Raw genomic sequence first — 23,981 nt, forward strand, 5'->3', positions numbered from 1 at the left:
GCAACGAAGCTTAATAGTTATTCCAATGCCTGGTTCAATAAATATTCCAGCGGCCTGTATACACTTGATGGTTCTGTAAAAACTTTCTTGTTTATATAATAACGTAATGTTTTACACGCTATTGTATTAATAATTTTTAGATATAATTACTTCGTTTATTTGCTCTATCACATCTGTTAGTACATTTTCTACTTTATTGATCATTTCCGGGAGCTGCGACAGTTTTTCTCCTGCCAGTTCAAACACTTCGAGATCGAGAATTTCCTGCCTGATAGCATTTACCGCCATATTGGTAAGCGATGGTTTTATGCGATGGGCGGTAGACCTTATTTTATCGATATTGCTGCTCTCTTCTGCCAAACGGATCTCCTGCAATGCAAGCTTTACTTCTTTGACAAAAATGGTCAGCATTTTTTCAATGAATTCTTTATTGCCACGGCTTATGTTTTTGAGGTTTTCTATGCTGAACAGCGGTTCTGAAACAAGCGATGCACTGCCGGCCTGGTTATTTGTCTGCTCGTACAGGCTATTGATGCCTAACCACTTTGCCAGCATTTGTACCAGCTCTTCTTCTTCGAATGGTTTTACAAGAAAATCATTCATGCCAGACTCAAGGCATTTCTGTTTTTCGCCTGTGATAGCATTTGCGGTAAGGGCAATAATGGGTATGGTTTTAGAAATTTCCTGCCTGATGACCTGTGTAGCTTCTATACCGTCCATTACAGGCATACGCATATCCATTAATACAAGATCGTATTCATTGGTCTTGAGAGCGGCAATGGCTTCTTCACCATTGATGGCTTCGTCTATAATTGCACTGTATTGTTTGAGGATAATAGTAGCAAGCACACGGTTCATCTCATTGTCTTCTACCAGCAATATCCTTTTATTGCGCAGTGTATTTGAACTGATCTTTTTGGCTTCTGTTTGTGCAAGGTCTTCTTTTATGCCTTTGTTGAATGGTATGTTTACACTAACGATGGTGCCAATATTCTTTTTGCTTTGCACCGTGATATTGCCGTGCATGAGTTCTATGAGTTCTTTCACAATGCTCATGCCCAGGCCTGTGCCGCTGTACCGTTTGCCGTTGTTGTCGTCTTCCTGCTCAAACTTGTTGAACAATGAATGCTGGAAATCATCACTCATGCCAATGCCTGAATCTACCACTTCTATGTTGATGAGCTGGCTCGATTCCCTTTCAGCAGATACGCTGCAGTAAATACTGATACTTCCCTTTTCTGTAAATTTTACAGAGTTACCCAAGAGGTTGATGAGGATCTGGTTTATGCGGTATGGATCGCCGATAAGAACAGGCGCAATGGTAGTATCTATTTTTGAGTACAGCGCAAGACCTTTTTCTTCGGCCTTGTGTACAATAACCTGCAAAGCCTTTCCCACCACTGCTTCCAGCTCAAATGCTGTGCTTTCCAATGTCATCTTACCCGCTTCTATCTTAGAAAAGTCGAGGATATCATTGATGATAACGAGCAGGTTGGATGCAGCATTATTAATGGCGTTCAAATAGAATTGCTGCTGGCCATCCATCACGGTTCTTTCCAACTGTTTGGCCATGCCGAGAATTGCATTCATCGGCGTTCTTATTTCATGGCTCATGTTTGCAAGAAACAGGTCTTTGGCCTTGGAAGATTGCTCAGCCAGTTGTTTGGCCTTTCGCAGTTCCTGCTCCAGTATTTTCTGGTTGGTTATATCCAGGCAGATAAGGAGTGAACCCTTGAACTCACCCGTATGCAGGTGCAGCGGCGAGCCACTTACCAGCCACCAGCGTGGCTCACCGGCTTTATTGCGTGTAACAAATTCATATACTTCAGAAACACCTTCTTTTTTCAGGTACATTTTCTGTTTAATGAAAAGCCTGCTTTCGCCTTCTGAAAAAACGTTGTATAATTTTTTACCAATGAGTTCCGGCATATCGTAGCCACTCATACGGCAGAGGTTTTCATTGGCAAAAAGTATGGTGGAATCTGCGTCCAGCTCTACCATTCCAAGGTTCATGTTTTCGATGATGCTCCTGTATTTTTCTTCGCCGTTGCGTATAGCTTCTTCTATTTTTTTTCTTTCTGTAATATCCTGCGAGAAGCCTATTACGTAAGGCTCTTTACCGGGTTCTTCTACTTTGTAATTCTGGTACAGGAGGTAATTCTTTTTGCCGCTTTTACTTACCGCACAAAAGACGCCCTTGTGGCTGCCACCATGAGAAAAAGCATCGAGGTATTTTTCTTTGAATAATACCAGGTCTTCCCGCGGAATAAAGCTATACAACTTGTGGCCAATCATTTCTGCTTCACTATAACCTAGTAGCCTGCATGTAGCCGGGTTAATTGTGAGTATCGTGCCATGCATATCATGCGTGCAAATGAGTGCCTGGCTGAAATTGAACAGATCCCGGTATCTTTTTTCACTAAGGCTCAGGTCATCTTCAAACTGCTTGCGGTCTGTAATATCTATGCCATAACCAATCATGAATTTCACCCTGCCATTGTCATCTATAACGGGGTAGAGCTTGCGCAGGTAATGCAGTGCCTTACCATCCCTGGTAATATTTTTCTCTTCCCATTCCAGTTGTTTTCCGGATTCGATTACCTGTTCAAATAATTGTTTTCGTCTAAGGGCAATATCAAGTGGTTTATTGCGCTGAAGGCAAAAGTCCTCGTCTTTTTTGCCCACAAGCCACCTGCGCAGTTCATCGTCTTTTACTGCGTAGGGATTTACATAGAGGTATTCACGTTTTTCATTCAGCACTGCAACATCTGCAGGTATCTCATTCAAAACATCTTCATAAAATTTCTTTTGGGCTTCAAGTTTTTTATCGGCGTTAATGCGGTCAGTAACATCTGAGAACTTCCACAGTATGCCCTTGAACTCATTATCTATGAAAACAGGTGTATGGGCTATCTCATAAATGTTCCCGTTGAAAAGTTCAATGATCAGCCCTGTTACTTTACTGCGTTGCTGTACCAGGTTCTTTACCAGGTCTGTAAACAGTGCCGCACTTTTAGCAGATTTGCCACAGTGATTGATCACTTCAGCAGCGCCAAGTGCACTCAGCGCCTGCGGTGTAAACGAGATATTGAACATGGTGCAGAACTGCTGGTTGCTTAGTATTACATTCCTGTATTCATCTTCTACCAGTATACCATCATTCAAATTTTCCGATAACGAATTAAAGCGCTGTTCACTCTGCCGTAAGGCACTTTCTGCCTGTTTAATGCTGGTAATATCTGTATGTGTACCGGCTGTTATTAGCGGTTTACCAGCGGCATTTTTCTTTACGACCACGCCTTTATCAAGCACCCATTTTATAGAACCGTCTTTGCAAAGCAGCCGGTATTCAAGACAATGATGGTCAATTGTACCCTCTTTATACCGGGCATCTATTGCTTCCAGCACAGGGCGGTCGCTCGGGTGAATACTGTTCCACCACAGTGTTACATTATCGTCTTCAATACCCGCATTCAGTAGTTCTGATTGTTTTTTTGAAAACCTGGTAATACCGGTGGTAAAGTTGTGCTCCCAGATATTGTCTGCAACCTGTTCAATGTTTTCCGTAAAATTGTTATTGGTAAAATCATGCTCAATTACAAAAAGATAGCCTGCCGGTTGCATACATTCAAACCGGCATTTCATGAAAATGCCTGTGCCTGCCAGTGTTATAACGTTGCCGCAGTGGAGCAACAATGTTTCTGTATCAGCAATTACAGATGTGCCTGCACTAATGGTAAAAAAATCAAATAGTAAAAGGCCTGCAAGGCTGCCGAAGTGTTCTGATACCGTATTGCTGTGCCTGCAAATAACAAAGTCTTTGCCGGCGAGAATATAGCTGGCGAACAGGCGGTCTAACTGCGATGGTTCAATTTGCAAAGCACTGGCAGTTTCGTCAAAATTTTGTTGCATCCGCACCATAGTAACTGCGTTGCTTTCATTTTTTGGGGTATGGATAACTACACGTAATACATTTACCGGCCAGCAGTCTGTGTTTACAGCAAATGCTTTCCTTTAACCAGGCGCATAACAAATGGCGGTAATAGTAATAATGAATAATGGTGTGTGTAGTAAAGCACTTAAAGGTTTTTCCTGATTTTTTTAATAGATCCAAAACACGGATAGCAAATGATCAGATCTTTTTTCTTTACACTTTGGCCAGGGACTGTAGTCTTACATGCCACAAACTGATGAATGAAAAGAAAATCGCGGAGAAGCTACAGCACCTGTAATTGTTCTATCAAAACAGCTCTTGTGTGAAACAATGATGAGATTGCGGCTTTCCATGTATTGGATTTATACAAAATTTCATTGTTTTTAGACTATGCAGAAATAAACAGTATTAAATTAAACTTAGAAATTAGTTTTTGGGGTTCTCAAAAGCTTAAGTATTCATCTTATTGCTTATGTAAGCACAACACATGCATCCTATTTCATATGCAAACCGGCATTATGTAAATTTTTTTAGAATATGTATAAACGCGGTAGTGTAAATAAAAAAGAAAGAAATATTGTTAGCCGGCAACAGTATTTCAATGGGGCACCTGTTGTGTCACTCACTTCAGCGTTCAGCACTTTTTTGGGCAACGATGCTAAACAGAGATCGACCTGTCTCTTGCCACTACGCGCCAGGCTGTGGTAATTATTTTGTCTTCCACCACTTTTACAGTATCGTAGAGTGCAACGGTAGGGCATATGTGCACAGGTACGCCGTACAATACATCTCCTACAGTAAACAGTGATGTGTCTGGTACGCGCAGTATCAGGTGTTCTTCACTCTGGCCTATTGGCTCTGCGCCCGGCAGGTTAAGAAAATGCACCCGTGGAAAAGGATTTTCGGCAGCCACAGATTTATGGCCCAGGTCGGTACAGATGGTATCTGCGTCTGTTATAGAAATAATGCGGGTAACAACAAGTGCGGCAAATAAGAAAGGTTCGTCTGGCATTATTTGCTGGTAACCCCAATCCCAGAATATAAATGTGCCGGGGCTGCATTCCACACCTTCGCGGTGAGCATGTATGGGAAAGGTAGGAGTGCCGCCTGCTACAATTGCAAGCTCTTTGTGCATTGTATTCTTTAATGATTCTGCCAAAGAAGTAACCTGGAGAAATGCACGGTCGCAATTGAATTTACGGGCCGAATAATCTTTATCTCTTATATGTCCGTCGTAAGCATGCAGGCCAATAATGTTAATGCCGCCAAGCGATCTGAACAATTCGATTAGCTGTACAGCATGAAATGGCCTGATGCCCGTTCTGTTCATGCCTGTATTAAGATCGAGGTAAACGTCTATTACTTTGCCTGCTTCCAGGAAAATGTCGGAAAGGTTGCTGGCAGCGCCAATATCATCTATAATGCAGGAAAAATGGGTGCCCGGGAAGGCTTCCACCAGTTTTAATAACCGCAATGCTTTGGGGCCTACCGGCTGGTAGGCCAGCAGCACATCTTTTGCCTGTATGGTACCGAGCATTTCTGCTTCTGCAATGGTAGCGCATTTAAATTTTTGTATGTCGTGCGCCATCATCATCTGGCACACTTCAGCAATTTTATTTGTTTTTACGTGCGGCCTGAGCAAGCTTACATCTTTTACCATGCTTTTTACCAGCCTGATATTTTCCTCTACGCGTTCTTTATAAATAACCAACGCAGGAGAATCAGTTGTGTCAATGTTTTCTATCTCAAACCAACTCATACATAGTGTTTTGTTGAAGTATATTTTATGATGGTGTATTTGGGTACGGTTATTACATGCAGGAGTGCTGTAACGGGCAACGGCATTGGTTTGAAAGCAGGCTTTTATAAACGTTCATCACCGGTTTCCGGATATATTAAAAACAGGCGTTTGTTACTGATATAAATACAAGGTTGAGTATTGTCAACCAGCTTGTTTACTGATCGCTGCAGCTGAATACTGCTTTGCAGTACAAGAGTGCGACGCAACGACAGCGTAATAGTAGCGCTACTGCCGGGTTCAAAAAAATAAAATTAGCTTAATTCAAAAAGTGCTTCGATTTCTACAGGGATATTGCCGGGCAATGTACCCATACCAACTGCACTTCTTACACCAATACCATCTTCTTCTCCCCACACTTTTGCAAATAATTCACTGCAGCCGTTGATTACGTACGGGTGTTTTTCAAAATCTGCTGTGCAGTTTACCATGCCCAGCACTTTGATCACTCTTTTGATTTTATTAAGCGAACCGAGATTGGTTCTTAGTGTAGATAATATGGTAAGACCCACCTGCTGCGCAGCCAGCCTGGCCTGCTCTATATCAAGGTCTTTGCCCACACGGCCAACGATCAGTGTCTGGTCGTTTTGTACCGGTCCATGGCCTGAAACATAGCAATGATTACCGTTTACAAGGCAAGGTTTATAAACACCCATTGGTGCCGGGGCCGGCGGAAGTTGAAGACCAAGTGCAGCAAAATTTTCTTCGGGAGTCATTGTGTCGTGTTTAGTGAATGATATAATTCAGTAAAAGCACTGCAATAATACCAACAACTGAAACAATTGTTTCCATAATACTCCATGTTTTCATGGTTTGCTTGATGGAGAGGTTGAAATATTCTTTAAAGAGCCAGAAGCCCGAATCATTAACATGAGAGAAGAATAAACTGCCTGCGCCCGTGGCCAATACCATCAGGTTTGGGTCTGCACCGGTAGAGGCAATTAATGGCGCCACTATACCCGCAGTAGTAAGGCCGGCAACAGTTGCAGAGCCTATTGCCACACGAATGATTGCGCTGATGCTCCATGCAGCCAGCAAAGGATTGATGTGCAGGTTTTGTAAAGAAGCTGCGATTTCATTGCTGATGCCGGTATCTGTCAGCACCTGTTTTAACGAGCCTGCGCCACCAACAATAAACAGGATCACAGCAATGTCTTTTGCGGCATCATTCAGTGAATTACCGATCTGCGACATCTTTCTGCCCTGCCTGATACCCAACGTATAAATTGCAAACAACACTGTAATGAGCATGGCAATAGCCGGTTCGCCTACTGCTGTGGCAATTTTACCAAAGGTGCCTGCTGTATTGAAAAACATTTTGGTAAGTGTGGCAGCAGAAATAAGGATAACGGGCATAAATGCGGTAAGTATACTGATGAACATACCCGGCAATGATGCTTCATCTTTTGGCGGAGCTATAAAAGATTCGAGCGGCCTGTTGTTGTATTTTTTGAGTGTTTTTGCAAATACCGGCCCGGCCAGAATGATACATGGTGCGGAGACGATAAAACCATACAGCATGGTTAACCCGAGATCTGCATGGAATTGCTGCACCAGCGCTGTAGGTGAGGGGTGCGGCGGTAAATATCCATGTGTAACAGATAAGGCAGATACGGCCGGCAATGCAAGATAAACAGGTGGTATTTTGTACCTGGTGGCAATACTGATAGCCAACGGCAGTATGAGCACAAAACCAACATTATAAAAAAGCGGTATGCCAATAATAAAGGCAGTAATGAGCAATGCCCACACAAGGTTTTTCTTTCCTGAAAATTTTATAAGACCAGCCGCTATACGCTCTGCTGCGCCACTTTCTGCTACCAGTTTACCCAGCATTGCACCAAGACCGATAATAATGATCAAAGTGCCCAGCAGATCTCCCATGCCTTTCTGCACCGCATTGGAAATGGCAATTACGTCCATCCCATTACAAAGGCCAACAAAAAGACATACAATGATGAATGATAAAAAAGCATTCAGTTTTGCCAATGTTATCAGTAAGATCAGGAGAAGTATGCCCAGCGCCAGTATTAGGAAAGACATCGGCTAACAAGCAATTTGATGAGCTGGTAAGATACAAACTGAAACGTTATGCCTGTTATTATACGGTTACTTTTTCTATTGCCCGTTTAGCAGGCTGTCTATTTTCTTTGGTACAACAGGAAAATTATACAGGTCGTTATGGCCACCGCCTTCTATCGTGATCACTTCATCTGCCGGCTTTAAGAGGGGCTGTAGTTTCCCGGTGTTGCTGTAAGGTATGGTGCCATCGTCGGTGCCGTGAAAGATAGTAACAGGCGCAACTACCTTCGTAATAAAATCGTGTGTGGGAATGGTAAACTCGCTCATCCACTCTACCGGGTACATAAATGCATAATGTTTTGCAATCTGTGGTATGCTGTAATACGGCGATTCAAGTATCAGCCGTTTGCAATTCTTTACAGAGGCCAGTTGCGTGGCAATACCTGTTCCCAGGGATTTGCCATAAATAATGATGCTGTCAGCCGCAAAGCCAGCGGCGCGGCATAGTTTATACAATTGGTCAGAAAGCGTGTAAAACATTGCTTCTGTTCTTTCACCGGTAGATTTACCATACCCGGGGTAATCTATCATCCAGACTTCGTAGCCGTTCTTCGTAAAGTATGGTGCAAAATGGGCATAGTATTCAATATTGTTCATGTTGCCATGAAAGTAGAGTACGGCACCTTTGCGCAGTGCGTCATTGCCGGTCCTGAACCGCACTACATCAAACATGGTGCTGCTGTCGTAGTAAATTTTTTTCTCTTCAAAAGGCTGGCTGAAAGAAAAAGTATGATCCTGCGGTAAAGGCTCCGGGTGAAAAAGCAACACCGGCTGCAGAAAGTACAAAGCTATGCCACATACCACGTAGATGATCACAATAATACCAATCCAGTTCCTGATCTTCTTTTTCATCGTGCAGGTTTAATAGCGCAATATATCGCGGATAAAATTATGGTATTCGGGGAATGAAGGAAGATTGTTATGCCCGCCACCATGTATCGTAATAAGCGTAATCTTGTTCGGGTTAAGTGCCCGCAGTCTTTCGCTGTGGCTTATGGGTATAAGCCAGTCTTTTGTACCGTGAATAATATACGTGTGGCAGTTAACCCTTGTAATCCATTTATCTGTACGCAAATGATACCGCAACACATATTGATGTGGTAGAAATGGCAGGAACCTTTCCGCAACTTTTTTAAAGCTGAAATAAGGAGAATCGATAATGAGGTAACGTGGTTTGTTATCTGCAGCAAGCTTCGTAGCAAAGCCACTGCCAAGGCTCCGCCCATATACAAGAATATGGTGTTCGTGGTATTGTACTGCCAGTGTATCGTACACAAACTGCAGGTCTTGTTTAATGTCCCGCTCACTGCGTTTGCCCGTGCTTTTGCCAAAACCGCGGTAATCAACCATCACCACATCGTAGTTGTACCGGTAAAAATCCCTGGCATATTTTGCCCAGCCTTTAATACTGCGGGTATTGCCATGCAGGTATAGTATAAGCCCATGTGGCTTTTTGCAGTAAAAGTGAAGCCCGTTGATGGTAACACCTGTGGCCACATCAAAGAAAAGTTCTTTAAAAGGCACATCATATTTGTATACAAAATCTTTGGGAAGTTTTTCCGGTTTAAAAATGAACCTCTCCTGTAAAAAGTATAGCAACAACAGAAGAGCAATATAGCCTGCAGCAATGTAGAAAACCACATTGTTAATGGTAAGCAGTGCATACAACAGTTCCATGCTTAAAAATACTCAAATAAATCTTTTTATGAGGCCGGCAGATGTACGTTGTGGCATCGCCTGTTGCTACGCTCAGTTCAGGGTTCCGTTTTTCATGGCAGCTGCTTTATTCGATGTACGCACCTGCTACTTCACCTTCACTAACTACCACGTGAATATGATCCTGCATGGTGGTGGCCATAGAAAGCCCAACGTAGTCAGGTTTTATAGGAAACAGTTTATGCATGCGTTCTATAAGCACCAGTGTTTGTATACGGCGCGGGTAAAAGTTTAGCAAAGGTTTACATGCATACAGCAGTGTTTTGCCGGAGTTGGATACGTCATCAATAATGATAACATTCTTATCGTTGAAATCTACTTCTTTGCTCATCACTATTTCCTTAGGCACATGTTTATCAAAAGAAGCAGAGATGATCTCCATAGGGGTGGAGATATATGGTTTAAGAAATGTACCGATCTTCTCAGCTACCACCATACCACTGTTTCTTATACCAATCAGTATCAGGGGAGCATCATCACCACTCAAAGTTTCAGCAACCTCAAGTGCCAGGCGGTGAAGTTTTTGTTCTGCTATTGCTTTGCTCAAAAAATTTTTTGTCTGCTCCATAATATCGTTGGTGTAAAAATGAAACCAAAAGTAATGACTGAATACATAACATGTAAATATTTCTGCTGTGTACACCTGCACTGCATGGTGCACGCAAACACGCATCGTTGCTGCACATTGCTGTGCAGTACAAGAGTGCGACGCAACAAAAGCTCCACGCTGTTGCTGCAGCCGGGTTCATCATTCCTGCTTACTCAAAAACACGCCGCATATAAACAAAGCTCTATCTTAGCAGTATAAGCTTGATTTTATGGAAATAATTTTTCAGGTAGCTTTTATTTTACTGGCAGGTGCCGCCACATGGCTCTTCAGTAAAAATATTTTACAGATACGCAGGAATATTTTGCTTGGCCGGGATGAGGATCTTACAGATCAGCCCGCCGTGCGGTGGAACAATGTGCTGCTGCTGGCATTAGGGCAAAAGAAAATGTTTAAAAACCCGCTGGTGGCCATCATGCATTTTATCATTTATGCCGGCTTTATCATCATCAACCTGGAAGTACTTGAAATTGTGCTGGATGGTATATTGGGCAAGCACCGTTTGTTTACCGCTGTATTGCCTGCGGGCTTGTACCGTTTTCTTATCAATGCATTTGAATTACTGGCTGTTGGTGTGCTTGTTGTGTGTGTTGTATTTCTTGCAAGAAGGAACCTGCTTAAGCTGAAAAGGTTTATGAGTAAAGACCTTAACGGCTGGCCAAGGAGTGATGCAAATTATATTCTTATAACCGAGATATTGCTTATGGGCCTGTTCCTTACCATGAATGCCTGCGATACATTGTTGCAGCAGCGCGGTGCAGAACATTATGCGGCTTCGGCAACAGGAAATTTTGCTTTTTCTTCTTTTCTGCATCCGTTGCTCGGTGGTTTGTCTGCAGACGCCTTAACTCTTATCGAAAGAACGTGCTGGTGGCTGCACATTGCCGGTATTTTGGCGTTTCTCAATTACCTGCCTTATTCAAAACACCTGCATATACTGTTTGCTTTTCCCAACGCTTATTACACGCGTTTACAACCACAGGGCAAAATGGAAAATATGCCCGACATACAAAAGGAAGTGTTGTATGCCATGCAGCCTGAACTGATACCCGCCGAAGCGGCGGAGAACCATAAAAAGTTCGGCGCAAAAGATGTGTTCGATCTAAGCTGGAAGAACCTGCTGGATGCATATAGCTGTACAGAATGTGGCAGGTGCAGTGCGGCCTGCCCCGCAAACATGACCGGCAAAAAACTAAGCCCACGCCTGATTATGATGAAGACGCGTGACAGGGCAGAGGAGGTTGGCAAGAATATTACGGCAAACAAATCTTTTGTTGACGATGGCAAAACGCTGTTGCACGATTACATTACCGCTGAAGAGTTACGTGCATGTACCACCTGCAATGCCTGCGTGGAAGCCTGCCCTGTAAGCATCAACCCGCTCGATATTATTTTACAGCAGCGCCGTTTTCTCGTAATGGAAGAAAGCAGTGCGCCGCAGGAATGGAATGGTATGTTCAGCAATACAGAAAACAATTTTGCACCGTGGAAGTTCTCACCCGATGATCGTGACAGCTGGGTAAGTGAAGTGTAAGAAGATTGGGTGTTCGGGCATTGGGAATTCTGTTAAGCTGCGGTTGTGTCACTCACTTGTACGTTCGGTTTGTATGGCGGCTGCAGCGTTGTGTTTCGGCTGCATGGGTTGAAAATACGATCTGTGGAATGACAGGTAATTTATATACGCGTTTACTGTTTCATTTTTATTCCAAGTCCCGGCCCGTTTGAAACCTGTACTTTACCAAAATCGTAGCTGATACCGGTTGCAACATCCTGCGCCAATAGTAAAGGTCCGTCCATATCTACAAAATCGAGCTGTGGTAAAAAATGTGCTACAGCAGCGCTGCCTACTGTACATTCATTCATACAGCCCATCATTATTTGCATGTTCATTTTTTTTGCTGTTGCAATCATGCGTATGGCTGGTGTAATACCGCTGCATTTGGTGAGCTTAATGTTAATACCATGAAAGTGGTTATGACATTTCTCTACATCGTGCTCTGCCACGCAGCTTTCATCTGCAAACAGCGGCAGCGGAGATTCCCTGAATAGTATTTTCATACCATCCCAATCGTCTTTGGCAAGTGGTTGTTCCACAAGTTCAACACCAAGTTCTTTCAGCAGTGGAATTTTATGCATGGCTTCTTCCGTCGTCCAGCCGGCATTTGCATCTACACGAAACACGGCATCAGTATGCTTTCGTAATGCTTCGATTGTTTGAATATCATTTGCTGTGCCTGCTTTTATTTTGTAAACCGGCCATGGTTTTGCTTTCATTTTATGCACCATTTTTTCAACGGCATCAATGCCAATGGTGTAGTCGGTAACCGGTGTTTGTTCAAATGTTGTGCGCCAGAGTTTATATAGTGGCTGCCCTTTCAGTTTGCCATAAAGATCCCAGCCTGCCATATCCAGCGCAGCAACAAGAAATGGATTGTTGGGTATAAGATGGTGCAAATAATGCCAGTAACGTTCCGGTTCTGTGAAAGCAAACTTTTCAATCATCTTTTTCTTCTGCTCAATATCTGCAATCATTTGCTCAACCGTAATGTTGTAATAGGTAATTGCAGGCGCTTCCCCGTAACCAACCAGGTTGCCCAATTGTAATGCCACAAGTAAAGATGGCTGGTGTGTTTTTGTTCTGCCACCGGAAATGGTAAACGGGTATTCAAAAGGAAGATTAAGCTGATGATAATAAAGCTTCATGGGATGGTTTTTACACTGCCCGGTTGTAAAGCGGGAAAAAGCATTTGAATGTGGGTGTTGTCGCTTGCTGGTTTATGCAAAAAGGATGAACCTTTAGCATAGCTGCAGCCGCCAGGCGTTGTGCAGTACAAGAGTGCGACGCAACGAAAGCTTAATGCTTACCCTGCTGCCTGGTACATAAACCTGCGCAGCCGGGTAAGCAAACCTGTATATGCACTGTTACGCTCTGCCGCTTTCTTTAACCATAGATGAAAACTCACTGTTGAACGCCGAAGCTTTCAGCAGGTCTTCGAGGGTTAAATGCATGCGGTAGCGCCAGTAATGTTTGGAATCTGCGGGCACATTGATGCGTTCCTCGTGCGGGTTGGGCCTGCGTATCTGCCTGTTGCAACCCAGTATATCCTGCAACTGGAAAATACTCCACATGGCGGGTGAGTACAGGTGTTGCACCACGATGGCTTTGTTTACCCATGCATCGCAGAAATAAGGCGCCAGTCCCCACTGCCCCAACTCATCGTTAAAGAATTGCTGGGATAAGTTGCGGTCTTCTTCCCACCAGCCACGAATAGTGCTTATATCGTGCGAAGATGGTGTAACCACGCTGAGGTATGGTGCATCTGCAGGATGAAAGAATTGCTTATTGGGATCTTTGGGCATGCGCTGAATTTCGAGGCTGAGCAAACCTAGCTGCCGCATGACCTCTGGAACGCTGCGCGGCACAAGACCGAGGTCTTCTCCACATACAAGCATATTGGTAGCACGTTTTAATGCCGGTAATTTTTGCATGGCTTTTTTCATCCAGAAATCATCCTGCCGCTCAAAGAAATAATTTACGTACAGCTGTTTTAGCTGGTATTGCAAATGCGGATCAAGGTCTTTAAACGACGGGGTTTCTTCTATGCCAAAACGGAAGTGAAACTGCTGCCCCTGCGAGCCTTCTACCTCGAATAACAACACATTGGAGAGATAGCTGAACAATTGTTTTTTAAGCCAGCGGTTATGCTCACTATCCTGCTGCCACGAAAAATAGTTTTCCACTTTTGCCTGCGTGGAAAATTCAGGTTTTAGCTGGTATTTTTCGAAGCCATCATAATTAAGGAATGTATATTTTACGTGTTCCTTCTGATCGCCCAATGTATCGTTCAATAACCTTTCTGTAATATATGGTTTGCAATAGCGGGCATAATCAAACCACATATTACGCTCGTAAAATTCATTGATATGTACGGGTATGGCCGGTTCAAAATGGCCCATGATGCCTTCAACGGAATCTATAGGGATGCTCCATATGCGAAAGAAACCCAGAATGTGGTCTATGCGAAATGCGTCGAAATAATAACTCATCTGTTCAAAGCGCTGCTTCCACCAGGTAAAGTCATCTTCCTGCATTTTCTCCCAGTTATACGTAGGAAAGCCCCAGTTCTGGCCGGTTTTTGCAAAGTCATCTGGCGGTGCGCCGGCCTGCATTTCCATGTGGTACAGCTCGGGGTTTTGCCATGCATCCACACCAAAACGGTAAATACCGATTGGTATATCTCCTTTAACGATCACACCATGCTGATGCGCGTATTCGGCAGCTTCTTTCAACTGAAGATGCAACAGGTATTGTACATATATATGAATGGCCACGTCGTTGAATGTGCCGGCACCGGTTTCCAGCAATGCGGCAGCTTCTGCGGCATCGTAGGTTTTATGTGTCTGCCAGGTATTGAAATCGGCACTGTTGTATTTATCCCTGAAATAGCAGAATGTAGCATAGGGAACCAGCCAGTGTTTATTGAGTTCAAAATATTCTTTGTAACCGGCAGAGGAGAAAATCTCCTCTTGCTGCAGTGGGTAAAGTTGCTTAATTACGCGCCATTTGAGATTGTTTACCCCTTCATAATCTACCGCGTCCAGCTTATTCAGGCGTTGTCTTTCTGCTTCAACGTCTTTTACCAGTTGTGCATGCTTTTCGCCTGCAGCTTTTGCAAGGTTGAGATACATGGGGTGCAATGCAAATGCTGATATGGCTGCATAGGGATAGCTGTCCGTCCAGGTATGTGTGGCAGTGGTATCATTTACAGGCAGTATTTGTACCAGCTTAAGGCCAACAGATTTTGCCCAGTCTACGAGTAGCTTTATGTCGCTGAATTCTCCTACGCCACAACTCTGTTCTGCACGCAAACTAAAAACAGGTATTGCTACACCTGCACCTTTCCAACTGGTGGAGGGCAGTACCGCGAAACCATCATTTACAATCGTTTTTTTGTTTTTTACAAATGCATCGTACAGTACGCGGTTATTGCCATCTTCATAGCGTACAATGCGGCCGGCAGAAGTATCAAAAACACAGTATTTGTAAACCACCGGGAAATGCGCCCTGGACAGGTCAGCACGCACCGAGTAAAAGCTGTCACCGTCATTACGCTCCATCAGCAATGCTGCTGCTTCGTTCCAGTTTCCGAGTTTTTCATCGTTGCCAATTAAACAGATTGTTTCATCTTTTTTAAGCAGCGGCGCTTTTATCCTGAAAGTATGTGTGTATGTTTTGGGTGCCGGCACGGCAGGTTTATGACGGTGTTTGAGTAACACGTTTTGAAAAGGTTCTGTGTAGAAAGCATTTTCAAAATACCCGGCAAAATTCCATGCGTCTATGATCAGTATTTCTTCTGAAGCCAGGTCTCCTGTTTTTAAAACCTTGTCGCTGCCCCAATCATAACTCACAGTACCATCTTCGTATTGTACCATATAATTGTAAACGATGCCTTCTTTGGGTAGTGCATTTTTGTCAACGTCAATTGTTAGCGTCCAGAGATCATTATTGAGGTATTGCATGCGTAATGCAGATGCTGCTGTTTCTCCGCCGAACAATGGGTGCTTGCCGGTTATAAATAATGACTGGCCATAGTTGGTATGAAACCTTACAACAAAAGTTACTTTTGAGATTGCGGGCAAAGCCTCCTTCACCGTAATCTTTTTTGCGGCAGCTTTCCTGGCTACTTTAGCAGCAGGCGCTGCTGCTCCAGGTATTACTGCTTTCGCCGGCGCATTCTTACCGGCACTTTTTTTCACCGCGGCTTTCTTTGCAGCAGCTTTTTTTACAGGCGTCACTTCTTTATTGGCTGCCGCTTCTGTAGTGGCAGGTTTTGGAGTTGCCGGAAGCACCGGGTTAATTGCCGGTTGTTCCGTTGCAGGTATGTCTGGAACTGCTTCTGTGTTTTCTTTTTTGGTACCGGCTTTTACTGCTTTTTTTGGCTGCGGGGCATCTTTTCTTGGTTCACTTTTTTTTGTTTCCTTCCCTGTTTCGCCTAAAGATGCAGCGCTCTTAATCTCAACTTTTTTTGCTTTGCTCATTTTATTGTTTTCAGATGCCAGGTTCATAATTTTTGGAGTTGCGAAATTAAGTAAGATGCAGCAGCCACAGGCATTACAACCATGTTATTTAAAAATGCTTTAATAACAGTTGTTATTTTGGTAGCCGGCATTGGTAATGCTCTTCAACTGCCGTTGCGTCGCACACTTGTACTGTAGTATCCTTTATGAACTTCAGCGATCCGGACAAGACATCGTAAACAAGGCCAGGCAATCGTATATATTCATCAACGGCAGCTGAGATAATGTGGCTAAAATAAGTATTGTGTAATAAATACACAAATATTAATTGTAATGTTCAGGGTAGTTTACCGGCACAAAAAAACCGGCAATTTGCCGGTTTTGAGTTGCAATAATTTGTTTATTGGAGGCTACAGGTTTAAGCTGCACATTCAGGTTGCAGTATTGTTGTTGCCCCTTGTACTGCTGTACAAGAGTGCGACGCAACGGAAGCCTGATGCTTAGACTGCAGCCGGGCTCACAATAATTAATTTTTTGGTGGCGGTGGTGGTGGCGGAGTTTTCATGCCGCCATTGGCCAGTTGTTCCGCAATACCCTTTTCATCAGGGTGTGGTATGCCTCTGTGGCAGGTATTGCAGGTTACTACCCTGATTGTATCGGGCTTGGTAGAGTTTTCAAAATTAAAGTAGGTAGCATTTATGCCCATGGTCATACGCATCATGTGCCTGGCGATGTTCTTTTCCGGCTTGTCATCGCTGTCCATTTTCCATCCCTGCCTGAAATCTTCGCCTTCATGCACATGGCAAAAAATACATTTTACGCCCAGCGCATCATTAAAGCTGTGCATCACTTTATCAAGGTCATCTTTTGAAATGTCTTTTGGTAAAACCTGGAGGTTTTTAAAGCCCTCCTGTGGTTTATCCGGCGTATATGCAAAAATGCCCATGGAGGAGATGGCGCATAATGCCGCGATTACGGTTAATTTCTTTTTGTTGGTTGTGAACATGGGAAAAATATTTCTCCTAATATAGTAAATCCTTCATTAGTCGTAAAATTAATAGACCAAAAACACAAATATTGCGACGTATGTGCACTATGGTGTCCTGGTTCATTTGCTTACTTATGGTGTTGTAACATTTTTATGTTTTACACGTACCACCATGTTTTCAGGCATGTATGATTGTTAATTCGTAATTCTTTTAACAATACATATTTAATTGGTGCCGTTTTTTTGCGTTGATATGGCACAGGAATTGGCTGACAAACATTTTAAAACAAACAAGCTATGAAAAGGACCTTATTATCAATTGCGGTTATTTTAGGATTTACCGTTGCTGCAAGTGCACAGGGTTTTCATGTTGGTGCAAAAGTTGGTGCTAACTTTTCAAAGATCGACGGACAAACGTTCAAAGACGGCTTTGAACTTGGCTACCACGCCGGTGGTTTTGCGGAGATCGATTTTAATGAGCACATCGGTATTCAGCCCGAGGTATTATTTAACCAGACCAACACAAAGGTTACCGACGATCCGAACGACGTATTTTCCCCTGGTAAAAAAATTAAACTTAACTACCTGAGCATTCCGGTATTGTTGAGAATTAATGCGGGTAAAATCCTGACTTTTAATGTAGGTCCTCAGTTTGGCATTTTGATGAACAACGAAGAAACTTTATTGCAAAATGGTAAAGATGCTTTCAAGAGCGGAGACTTCGGCATGGTTGCGGGTGCACAGGTAAATGTGGGCGCATTGAGAATTTATGGAAGATATAACGTTGGCCTGTCTAAAGTAAACGATGTTGTTGACCAGGAAAAATGGAAAAACCAGGCTATACAACTGGGTGTAGGGTTTAAAATTTTGTAATTGGATAAGTATAGAATGACCAGGGGCGCAAAGCAGCATGCTTTGCGCCTTTTTTACGTCAATTTGTTCGTAGTAGTTTAATTCTTTTCCTTTGGCACTCAAATTGACCCATAGTACGCCCCCATGTAAACGATAAAATCGTGTGGGTAAATGACAATTTGACTTTAAGCCAAATAATATGAAGAATAGAGGAATAAATTTTGGAACAGATGAGGACACCGATTTTTTGCCGATCATTCCAATCAACGAAAATGACAGCGAGCAGGATAAAAACCTTGTAATACCAGATGTTTTACCACTGTTGCCATTAAGGAATACAGTGCTCTTCCCGGGCGTAGTTCTGCCAATAACTGTTGGCAGAGATAAAAGCATTAAAGCTGTGAATGATGCGTATAAAGACGATAAACTAATTGGCGTAGTTGCACAAAATGATGCAAACGTTGAAGACCCTGAACTGAAGGATTTGTGCGCAACAGGCACCGTAGCCAAAATCGTTAAACTGATCAAGATGCCCGATGGTGGTACAACGATCATTATACAGGGCAAAAAGCGTTTTCAAATGCTGTCGCTGGTGGAGGAGGAACCATATTTTAAAGCACGAATTCAATTATTGCAGGAAGATGAGTCTTTATCAGGCGATGATTTTGATGCATACACGGCTACAATAAAAGACCTCGCATCGCAGATCATTCAGTTATCACCCAACATGCCTACCGAAGCATCTATCATTTTAAAGAACATAGAAAATGCTTCTTTCCTGATCAATTTTGTAAGCAGCAATATAAATAGTGAACTGACCGAAAAACAGGCGTTGCTCGAAACCGACGATGTAAAGCTACGTGCCGAAAAACTCGTACACCTGTTGCAACGGGAACTGCAGTTTGCAGAACTGAAAAACAAGGTAACCACCAAGACCCGTACAGAAATAGACAAGCAGCAAAGAGAATATTTTCTGCAGCAGCAGATGAAGAGCATTAAAGAAGAGTTGGGTGGGGATAGTAATGAACGCGAGGTGGTGCAAATGAAGAAAAAGGCAGAAGCAAAAAAATGGCCTGATGCCGCGAAAAGCATGTTTAAATCCGGTATTGAAAAACTGGAGCGTATGCACCCCAGCACGCCGGATTATTCTGTAGTATACAATCACCTCGATCTTATGCTTGACCTGCCATGGCAGGATTATACCACAGACAATTACGATCTTAAGCATGCCGGCAAAGTGCTCGATCATGACCATTATGGCATGAAAAAAATTAAAGAACGTATTCTCGAATACCTGGCCGTGCTTAAACTGAAGGGGGATATGAAAAGCCCGATACTTTGTTTTGTCGGCCCTCCGGGAATCGGCAAAACTTCACTCGGTAAAAGTATTGCACATGCTGTAGGGCGCAAATACGTAAGGGTTAGCCTGGGTGGCCTGCACGATGAGAGTGAAATTCGTGGTCACCGTAAAACATACATCGGCGCAATGCCCGGCAGAATATTGCAAAACATCCGTAAGGTCAAATCTTCCAATCCTGTAATGATCCTTGACGAGATTGACAAAATTGGTAATGATTTTCGCGGAGATCCTTCTTCTGCTTTGCTCGAGGTGCTGGACCCGGAACAGAATAACAGCTTTTATGATAATTACCTGGAGCTGGAATATGACCTGAGTAAAGTATTGTTTATCGCTACTGCCAACAACCTGCAGAATATTCAGCCGGCGCTGAGAGACAGGCTCGAAATCATTGACCTTAGCGGCTATGCTGTTGAAGAAAAAATTGAAATTGCCAGGCGGCATCTGGTGCCCAAACAAAAAGAGGCGCATGGCCTGGAAAAAATCAATTTCAGGATCAACGATAAAGTACTGGAAAAGATCATTGAAAATTACACCAGGGAAAGTGGTGTGCGTGAGCTGGACAGGCAACTGGCAAGCATCATGCGGTTTGAAGCGAAAGAATACGCCACAAAGAATAAGATAAAACCCGCCCTCACACTGCAGGATGTAGAAAAAATTCTCGGCTCTCCAAGATACAGTAACGAGATCTATAAAACGGCCAATATGCCGGGTGTTACTGTGGGGCTTGCATGGACATACGTTGGCGGAGACATATTGTTTATAGAAACAGTTTTAAGCGAAGGCAAAGGTGAGCTGCTGCTTACCGGAAACCTGGGCAATGTAATGAAGGAAAGTGCAACAACTGCCTACACCTACCTGCAGGCAAACGCCAAAAAACTCAACATAGACCCCACCATGTTTGGTAAAAAAAATCCACACATACATGTGCCCGAAGGCGCAGTGCCCAAAGATGGCCCTAGTGCAGGTGTAACAATGTTAACCTCGCTTGCCTCTGCGTTTACGGGCAGAAGAGTAAAGCCATATTTGGCTATGACCGGAGAGATTACTTTGCGCGGGCAGGTACTGCCTGTAGGTGGTATAAAGGAAAAAGTACTGGCAGCTAAGCGTGCAGGCCTTAAAGAAATACTGATGTGTGCACAAAATGAGAAAGACGTTAGAGAAATCGACGGTGATTTTATAAAAGGATTACAATTTCATTATGTAAAAACAATGCAACAGGTTTTAGAAATTGCGCTGGTATAATTATTAATAATGCCACAAAACAATTGTGGCTTTGTTCTTGTTATATTATCGTTGAATTATTTTTCATGTTGGTTGTTTTAAGGGTTAATGATCCCTCATTTCTATGGGGGATTTTTTTATGCACCCAACTGTAGAACATGCATGAGGCTGCTGTTGCGTCGCACACTTGTACGGCAAAACTTTAGTCAGCACTCCGGGCACAATGTTGCTTCTTCAAAACGAACATGATCACTCCGCAAAGACAAATTAATCACTGATCATATTATACAGCTACAGTTATTAAATAACAATGGCGACCGCAGGCCGCCATTGTTGTGTTTCATGGTTGCTTGTTTTAAATATTGATATCAAGTTTTTCTGTACTTATGCCTTTTGACATTACCGTTCCACTTTGCATTTCGAGCTGGCTGCCTTTTGTATCGTAAGTAAGCACATATTTTACCTCTAGATGTTCTTTCCTGTCGTTGATGCCAGGCACAATAATTCTTTCGATTATTGGCTGGTCTGCTGTAGGGTATTGTTTAAGCAGCTTTGCATCCAGTGTTTTCTCAAATACGATAGAGCGGCCACGTTTGCTTACTTTTTCTACAATTACATGTACCCGTGCAGATGTTTGGTTGTAGATATCTCCATTATATGTGTTTGCCCTGTAAACGTTTAGCGCAATGCTTTTTTCAACGGGCTTTTCTGTCAAAACATTCATAACTGGTTTGTAAGCGATGCTGCCTAAAGCGATAACTACAGTAACCAGGCCGGCGATGATTAAGTTCTTTTTCATAGTAACCTCCTATATTTTTAGTACTTTATTTTGATTATTACAGTTCAAAGATAGGTACTATGTAACGCATAGTACCATGTTTTGAGTCGAACGGTAATTAGGAGGGATGAATGGCGGTTGTGCACAAGCCGGGCTTTAGGAAGGCGTACAAGTGAGTGACACAACGATGTTGATGCATGCACTATAGCCTGCAAACACCATAAAAAAACCCCGTTAACTGGTAACGGGGTCGTTTCAAAAACAAGCGGTTCGTTTATCTCAACACTTCAATGGAGTTGAAGATTGTATTATCTCCCGACAGGTATTTGATAGATAGATCGCACTGGTGTTCAAGCTTTTGAGCAAACACTGCGCTTACCGGAACACTTTTAATGATCCAGCGGCCGGTATTACCACAGGTAACTTTATAGGCTTCTTTTTTAGCTGTTCCGTCGCTATAATTAAGCGACCATGTGCCGGTGCCTTTATCCAGGTATATTATCCTGATCGTAGCATTCTGTTTGGCAGAACTGCCTTTGTAAAAATCTTTGTCAAGTGTGAAGAACATCTCTGTCATACCGTTTTTCGCATCGAAACCACGTGCAAACCGGCCGTATGGCTGGTCTGTTGGCCCGATACGCCAGTAACCACGACTGGTTGTATTGGGCGAATATTGGGAAAGATAACGGTAATAATTGCCCGGAATAAGGTTTACACCAATATCGTTCACAACCATGTTTGCCTCGCGTTTTTTCTGGTAACTCGTAGATTGGTCTTTGCCACCGCCTTTGCGTTGTATCTGCGCCATTTTTTGCTGCCTTTTGGGATTGATCGGCTTGCCTTTTTTATTGGTTGTCCTTACATCCTCTTCTGCGGCACCGGCTTCATTGTTATCACCTCCGTCGCTCAAAAAGTCGCCGCGTTTTGCACCGTATGGCGCATATTCCTGCAAGATTCGCTGTATGCGCTGGTCTGAAAGATTGTTGTTTTTTGCATTGGATTCAATGGCACCCTGGTCTTCACCGTCATTATCTTCATCTTCGGCCTCGCCCGTTCTGATGGCTTTCATTTTTTTGCGTTCCAGTTCACGTGCATAAGTAGACTGTTTGGAAGGGTCTACTACAGGTCCGTATTTTGATTCAGGGAAACGCCGGGTATCGGCGGCATCCAATGCATCTTTGAAAACACAGAATGCGCCTGGCGATTCGGACGGTACTTTTTGGCCGGCATAAAAATTAAAGAAGTTGAAGGTGGATGTATCGCCGGGGTTTTGCAGGTACTTCGGTGCGGCGTTAAATATATCAAGCCCAAAATGAAGAGATGATGTAAGCAGGGCATACATATTCCAGCTTTCGTTCTGGTTAAACCAGGTGCCTTGTACTGTTATTTCGCCCCGTAGCCTGCTGGCACTCAGGTCTTGTTGGGTCCTGGCCTCCAGCTTTTTCATCCTGTCGTAAAAATCCAGTTCGCCATTGAATTGATAGGTGTGCGAAATGTCGCCCGCTTTCATCCAGACACCGGGCAGGTTATTCACCAGCCAGTTAAAGTATTTCCCGTCGTTGGCCTGGTTTACGAGCAGGTGAACATTAGGGTTTTCCTTTTTGTTCAGGTTATACATGTGTGTCCACACATCTTTTTTAAAGTCGAACCATTGCTGTTCAGAAATGGTATACCTGGAATCATTCAGTAATCCTTTATAAGGCTGAGGGTCTCCGGTACTTCCTTCTGCGGCCATCCACATTACAATCTGGTCACGCATTTTGGGAGGCATTTTTTTGATATGATCAGATACTTTGTCTATCATATTATAATACCTGTCTTTGTATGTCTTATCCAGGTAATAAGGAAACTCGCCAGATCTTTTAACGGTCTGGGAAGTTACTTTCGGCACCCCGTTATTGTATATCCACTCCGGGCTATGGGGGCCTACCCAAATCATAAAGCCGATAGCGAGATTATGGTCTGCTGCAAACTTTACCTGGCTGTCGAAATAGTTCCAGTCGAAATTATCTTTTTGAGGTTCCAGTTTTTTCCACTGGTAAACAATATACCAGCCTTTTAAAAATTTGTATTGCGATACCTGGTCAGAGGTGAGTTCACCACCTCCCCATACACCCCAGATGCTTTTATACTTGTCATCGTTATTATATACTATATTATTTCCGCCTTCGTTATTAGTGGCAGAATTGTTTTGATTTTCTGTGTTGGTTTTTTTTTCGGTCTGATCAGTTTGACCGTTCTTTGCGGGGGTAGAACAAAACGACGTGAGAAACATACATAGAACACCGAAAAAAATCTTGTTAGGTAACATACGGTATTGATTTTTGAGTTTTTTGTTTTAAAGGCAGCAGTTTCAACACTAACCTATTATCGTGCCGAAGTGATATTATAATTATTTTTTATTTATTCAATTCATATGATGGAATAAGCATGGTGTTTCAAATTAAATAACACCTTCAAGTGCCTGAAAAGCCCGTTGGCGTTGATTTTTTCAGTATCATTGTGCCTTAATTCCTATCCAAAACTAAACGTTTAATGGTATTCAATTCATTAATCTTTGTTGCTTTCTTTATTATTGTAACCACCCTTTTTTTCGTACTGCCCCATAAGTATAGATGGTTTTTACT

15 protein-coding genes are annotated in these 23,981 nt (G+C 43.1%); 3 read left to right on the top strand and 12 right to left on the bottom strand.

All coding sequences use genetic code 11. From position 1 onward, the window contains the following. Nucleotides 1–126: 126 nt before the first annotated feature. From I5907_RS10745 to I5907_RS10775, 7 genes are all read right to left on the bottom strand, one after another. Complete coding sequence (locus I5907_RS10745) at nucleotides 127–3,912, bottom strand: PAS domain S-box protein (protein WP_196990714.1); 3,786 nt, start codon at nucleotides 3,910–3,912, stop codon at nucleotides 127–129. Between the two features lie 680 nt (nucleotides 3,913–4,592). Continuing rightward, nucleotides 4,593–5,693, bottom strand: a complete 1,101-nt coding sequence (locus tag I5907_RS10750; protein ID WP_196990715.1) for a D-TA family PLP-dependent enzyme — start codon at nucleotides 5,691–5,693, stop codon at nucleotides 4,593–4,595. A 293-nt stretch (nucleotides 5,694–5,986) separates the two neighbouring features. After that, a complete protein-coding gene (locus tag I5907_RS10755; protein WP_196990716.1) occupies nucleotides 5,987–6,448 on the bottom strand; it encodes a RidA family protein in 462 nt (153 codons plus the stop codon). Nucleotides 6,449–6,458: 10 nt separating this feature from the next. After that, nucleotides 6,459–7,775 (bottom strand): gluconate:H+ symporter, encoded by a 1,317-nt coding sequence (locus I5907_RS10760; protein WP_196990717.1) that lies wholly within the window; start codon nucleotides 7,773–7,775, stop codon nucleotides 6,459–6,461. A gap of 75 nt (nucleotides 7,776–7,850) precedes the next feature. Next, a complete protein-coding gene (locus I5907_RS10765; RefSeq protein WP_196990718.1) occupies nucleotides 7,851–8,666 on the bottom strand; it encodes an alpha/beta hydrolase in 816 nt (271 codons plus the stop codon). A 9-nt stretch (nucleotides 8,667–8,675) separates the two neighbouring features. Next, nucleotides 8,676–9,491 carry an alpha/beta hydrolase gene (locus I5907_RS10770; protein ID WP_231402020.1) on the bottom strand — a complete coding sequence of 272 codons (816 nt, stop codon included), beginning with the start codon at nucleotides 9,489–9,491 and terminating at the stop codon, nucleotides 8,676–8,678. A gap of 106 nt (nucleotides 9,492–9,597) precedes the next feature. After that, nucleotides 9,598–10,098 carry a phosphoribosyltransferase family protein gene (locus I5907_RS10775; protein ID WP_196990719.1) on the bottom strand — a complete coding sequence of 167 codons (501 nt, stop codon included), beginning with the start codon at nucleotides 10,096–10,098 and terminating at the stop codon, nucleotides 9,598–9,600. A gap of 250 nt (nucleotides 10,099–10,348) precedes the next feature. Between I5907_RS10775 and I5907_RS10780 the strand changes: the two genes are divergently transcribed. Continuing rightward, the gene (locus tag I5907_RS10780; protein ID WP_196990720.1) at nucleotides 10,349–11,671 is read left to right on the top strand and encodes a 4Fe-4S dicluster domain-containing protein; all 1,323 of its coding nucleotides are present in this window, start codon (nucleotides 10,349–10,351) and stop codon (nucleotides 11,669–11,671) included. Between the two features lie 152 nt (nucleotides 11,672–11,823). Here I5907_RS10780 and I5907_RS10785 read toward each other — a convergent pair whose 3' ends face one another. The 3 genes from I5907_RS10785 to I5907_RS10795 form a co-directional block, all read right to left on the bottom strand. Then, the gene (locus I5907_RS10785; protein WP_196990721.1) at nucleotides 11,824–12,840 is read right to left on the bottom strand and encodes a dipeptide epimerase; all 1,017 of its coding nucleotides are present in this window, start codon (nucleotides 12,838–12,840) and stop codon (nucleotides 11,824–11,826) included. Between the two features lie 219 nt (nucleotides 12,841–13,059). Further along, entirely contained in the window at nucleotides 13,060–16,203 is a 3,144-nt protein-coding gene (locus I5907_RS10790) for a 4-alpha-glucanotransferase (RefSeq protein ID WP_231402021.1), read from the bottom strand. Nucleotides 16,204–16,681: 478 nt separating this feature from the next. Next, a complete protein-coding gene (locus I5907_RS10795; RefSeq protein WP_196990722.1) occupies nucleotides 16,682–17,161 on the bottom strand; it encodes a c-type cytochrome in 480 nt (159 codons plus the stop codon). 279 nt (nucleotides 17,162–17,440) lie between these two features. On the opposite strand from I5907_RS10795, the gene I5907_RS10800 reads away from it, so the two are divergent. Beyond that, the gene (locus tag I5907_RS10800; RefSeq protein ID WP_196990723.1) at nucleotides 17,441–18,016 is read left to right on the top strand and encodes a porin family protein; all 576 of its coding nucleotides are present in this window, start codon (nucleotides 17,441–17,443) and stop codon (nucleotides 18,014–18,016) included. Between the two features lie 178 nt (nucleotides 18,017–18,194). Beyond that, entirely contained in the window at nucleotides 18,195–20,597 is a 2,403-nt protein-coding gene (gene lon, locus I5907_RS10805) for an endopeptidase La (RefSeq protein WP_196990724.1), read from the top strand. Nucleotides 20,598–20,931: 334 nt separating this feature from the next. On the opposite strand, the gene I5907_RS10810 is transcribed toward lon, so the two are convergent. Both I5907_RS10810 and I5907_RS10815 read right to left on the bottom strand, forming a co-directional pair. Then, nucleotides 20,932–21,375 carry a hypothetical protein gene (locus I5907_RS10810; RefSeq protein WP_196990725.1) on the bottom strand — a complete coding sequence of 148 codons (444 nt, stop codon included), beginning with the start codon at nucleotides 21,373–21,375 and terminating at the stop codon, nucleotides 20,932–20,934. A gap of 253 nt (nucleotides 21,376–21,628) precedes the next feature. Further along, nucleotides 21,629–23,665, bottom strand: a complete 2,037-nt coding sequence (locus I5907_RS10815) for a hypothetical protein (RefSeq protein WP_196990726.1) — start codon at nucleotides 23,663–23,665, stop codon at nucleotides 21,629–21,631. Between the last annotated feature and the right edge of the window lie 316 nt (nucleotides 23,666–23,981).

This window comes from Panacibacter microcysteis (assembly GCF_015831355.1).
Taxonomy (GTDB): Bacteria; Bacteroidota; Bacteroidia; order Chitinophagales; family Chitinophagaceae; genus Panacibacter; species Panacibacter microcysteis.

Excerpts from the sequence above, each read along its gene's own strand:
- I5907_RS10745 (WP_196990714.1), bottom strand. The coding sequence starts at position 3,912 with ATGCAACAAAATTTTGACGAAACTGCCAGTGCTTTGCAAATTGAACCA.
- I5907_RS10750 (WP_196990715.1), bottom strand. The coding sequence starts at position 5,693 with ATGAGTTGGTTTGAGATAGAAAACATTGACACAACTGATTCTCCTGCG.
- I5907_RS10755 (WP_196990716.1), bottom strand. The coding sequence starts at position 6,448 with ATGACTCCCGAAGAAAATTTTGCTGCACTTGGTCTTCAACTTCCGCCG.
- I5907_RS10760 (WP_196990717.1), bottom strand. The coding sequence starts at position 7,775 with ATGTCTTTCCTAATACTGGCGCTGGGCATACTTCTCCTGATCTTACTG.
- I5907_RS10765 (WP_196990718.1), bottom strand. The coding sequence starts at position 8,666 with ATGAAAAAGAAGATCAGGAACTGGATTGGTATTATTGTGATCATCTAC.
- I5907_RS10770 (WP_231402020.1), bottom strand. The coding sequence starts at position 9,491 with ATGGAACTGTTGTATGCACTGCTTACCATTAACAATGTGGTTTTCTAC.
- I5907_RS10775 (WP_196990719.1), bottom strand. The coding sequence starts at position 10,098 with ATGGAGCAGACAAAAAATTTTTTGAGCAAAGCAATAGCAGAACAAAAA.
- I5907_RS10780 (WP_196990720.1), top strand. The coding sequence starts at position 10,349 with ATGGAAATAATTTTTCAGGTAGCTTTTATTTTACTGGCAGGTGCCGCC.
- I5907_RS10785 (WP_196990721.1), bottom strand. The coding sequence starts at position 12,840 with ATGAAGCTTTATTATCATCAGCTTAATCTTCCTTTTGAATACCCGTTT.
- I5907_RS10790 (WP_231402021.1), bottom strand. The coding sequence starts at position 16,203 with ATGAACCTGGCATCTGAAAACAATAAAATGAGCAAAGCAAAAAAAGTT.
- I5907_RS10795 (WP_196990722.1), bottom strand. The coding sequence starts at position 17,161 with ATGTTCACAACCAACAAAAAGAAATTAACCGTAATCGCGGCATTATGC.
- I5907_RS10800 (WP_196990723.1), top strand. The coding sequence starts at position 17,441 with ATGAAAAGGACCTTATTATCAATTGCGGTTATTTTAGGATTTACCGTT.
- lon (WP_196990724.1), top strand. The coding sequence starts at position 18,195 with ATGAAGAATAGAGGAATAAATTTTGGAACAGATGAGGACACCGATTTT.
- I5907_RS10810 (WP_196990725.1), bottom strand. The coding sequence starts at position 21,375 with ATGAAAAAGAACTTAATCATCGCCGGCCTGGTTACTGTAGTTATCGCT.
- I5907_RS10815 (WP_196990726.1), bottom strand. The coding sequence starts at position 23,665 with ATGTTACCTAACAAGATTTTTTTCGGTGTTCTATGTATGTTTCTCACG.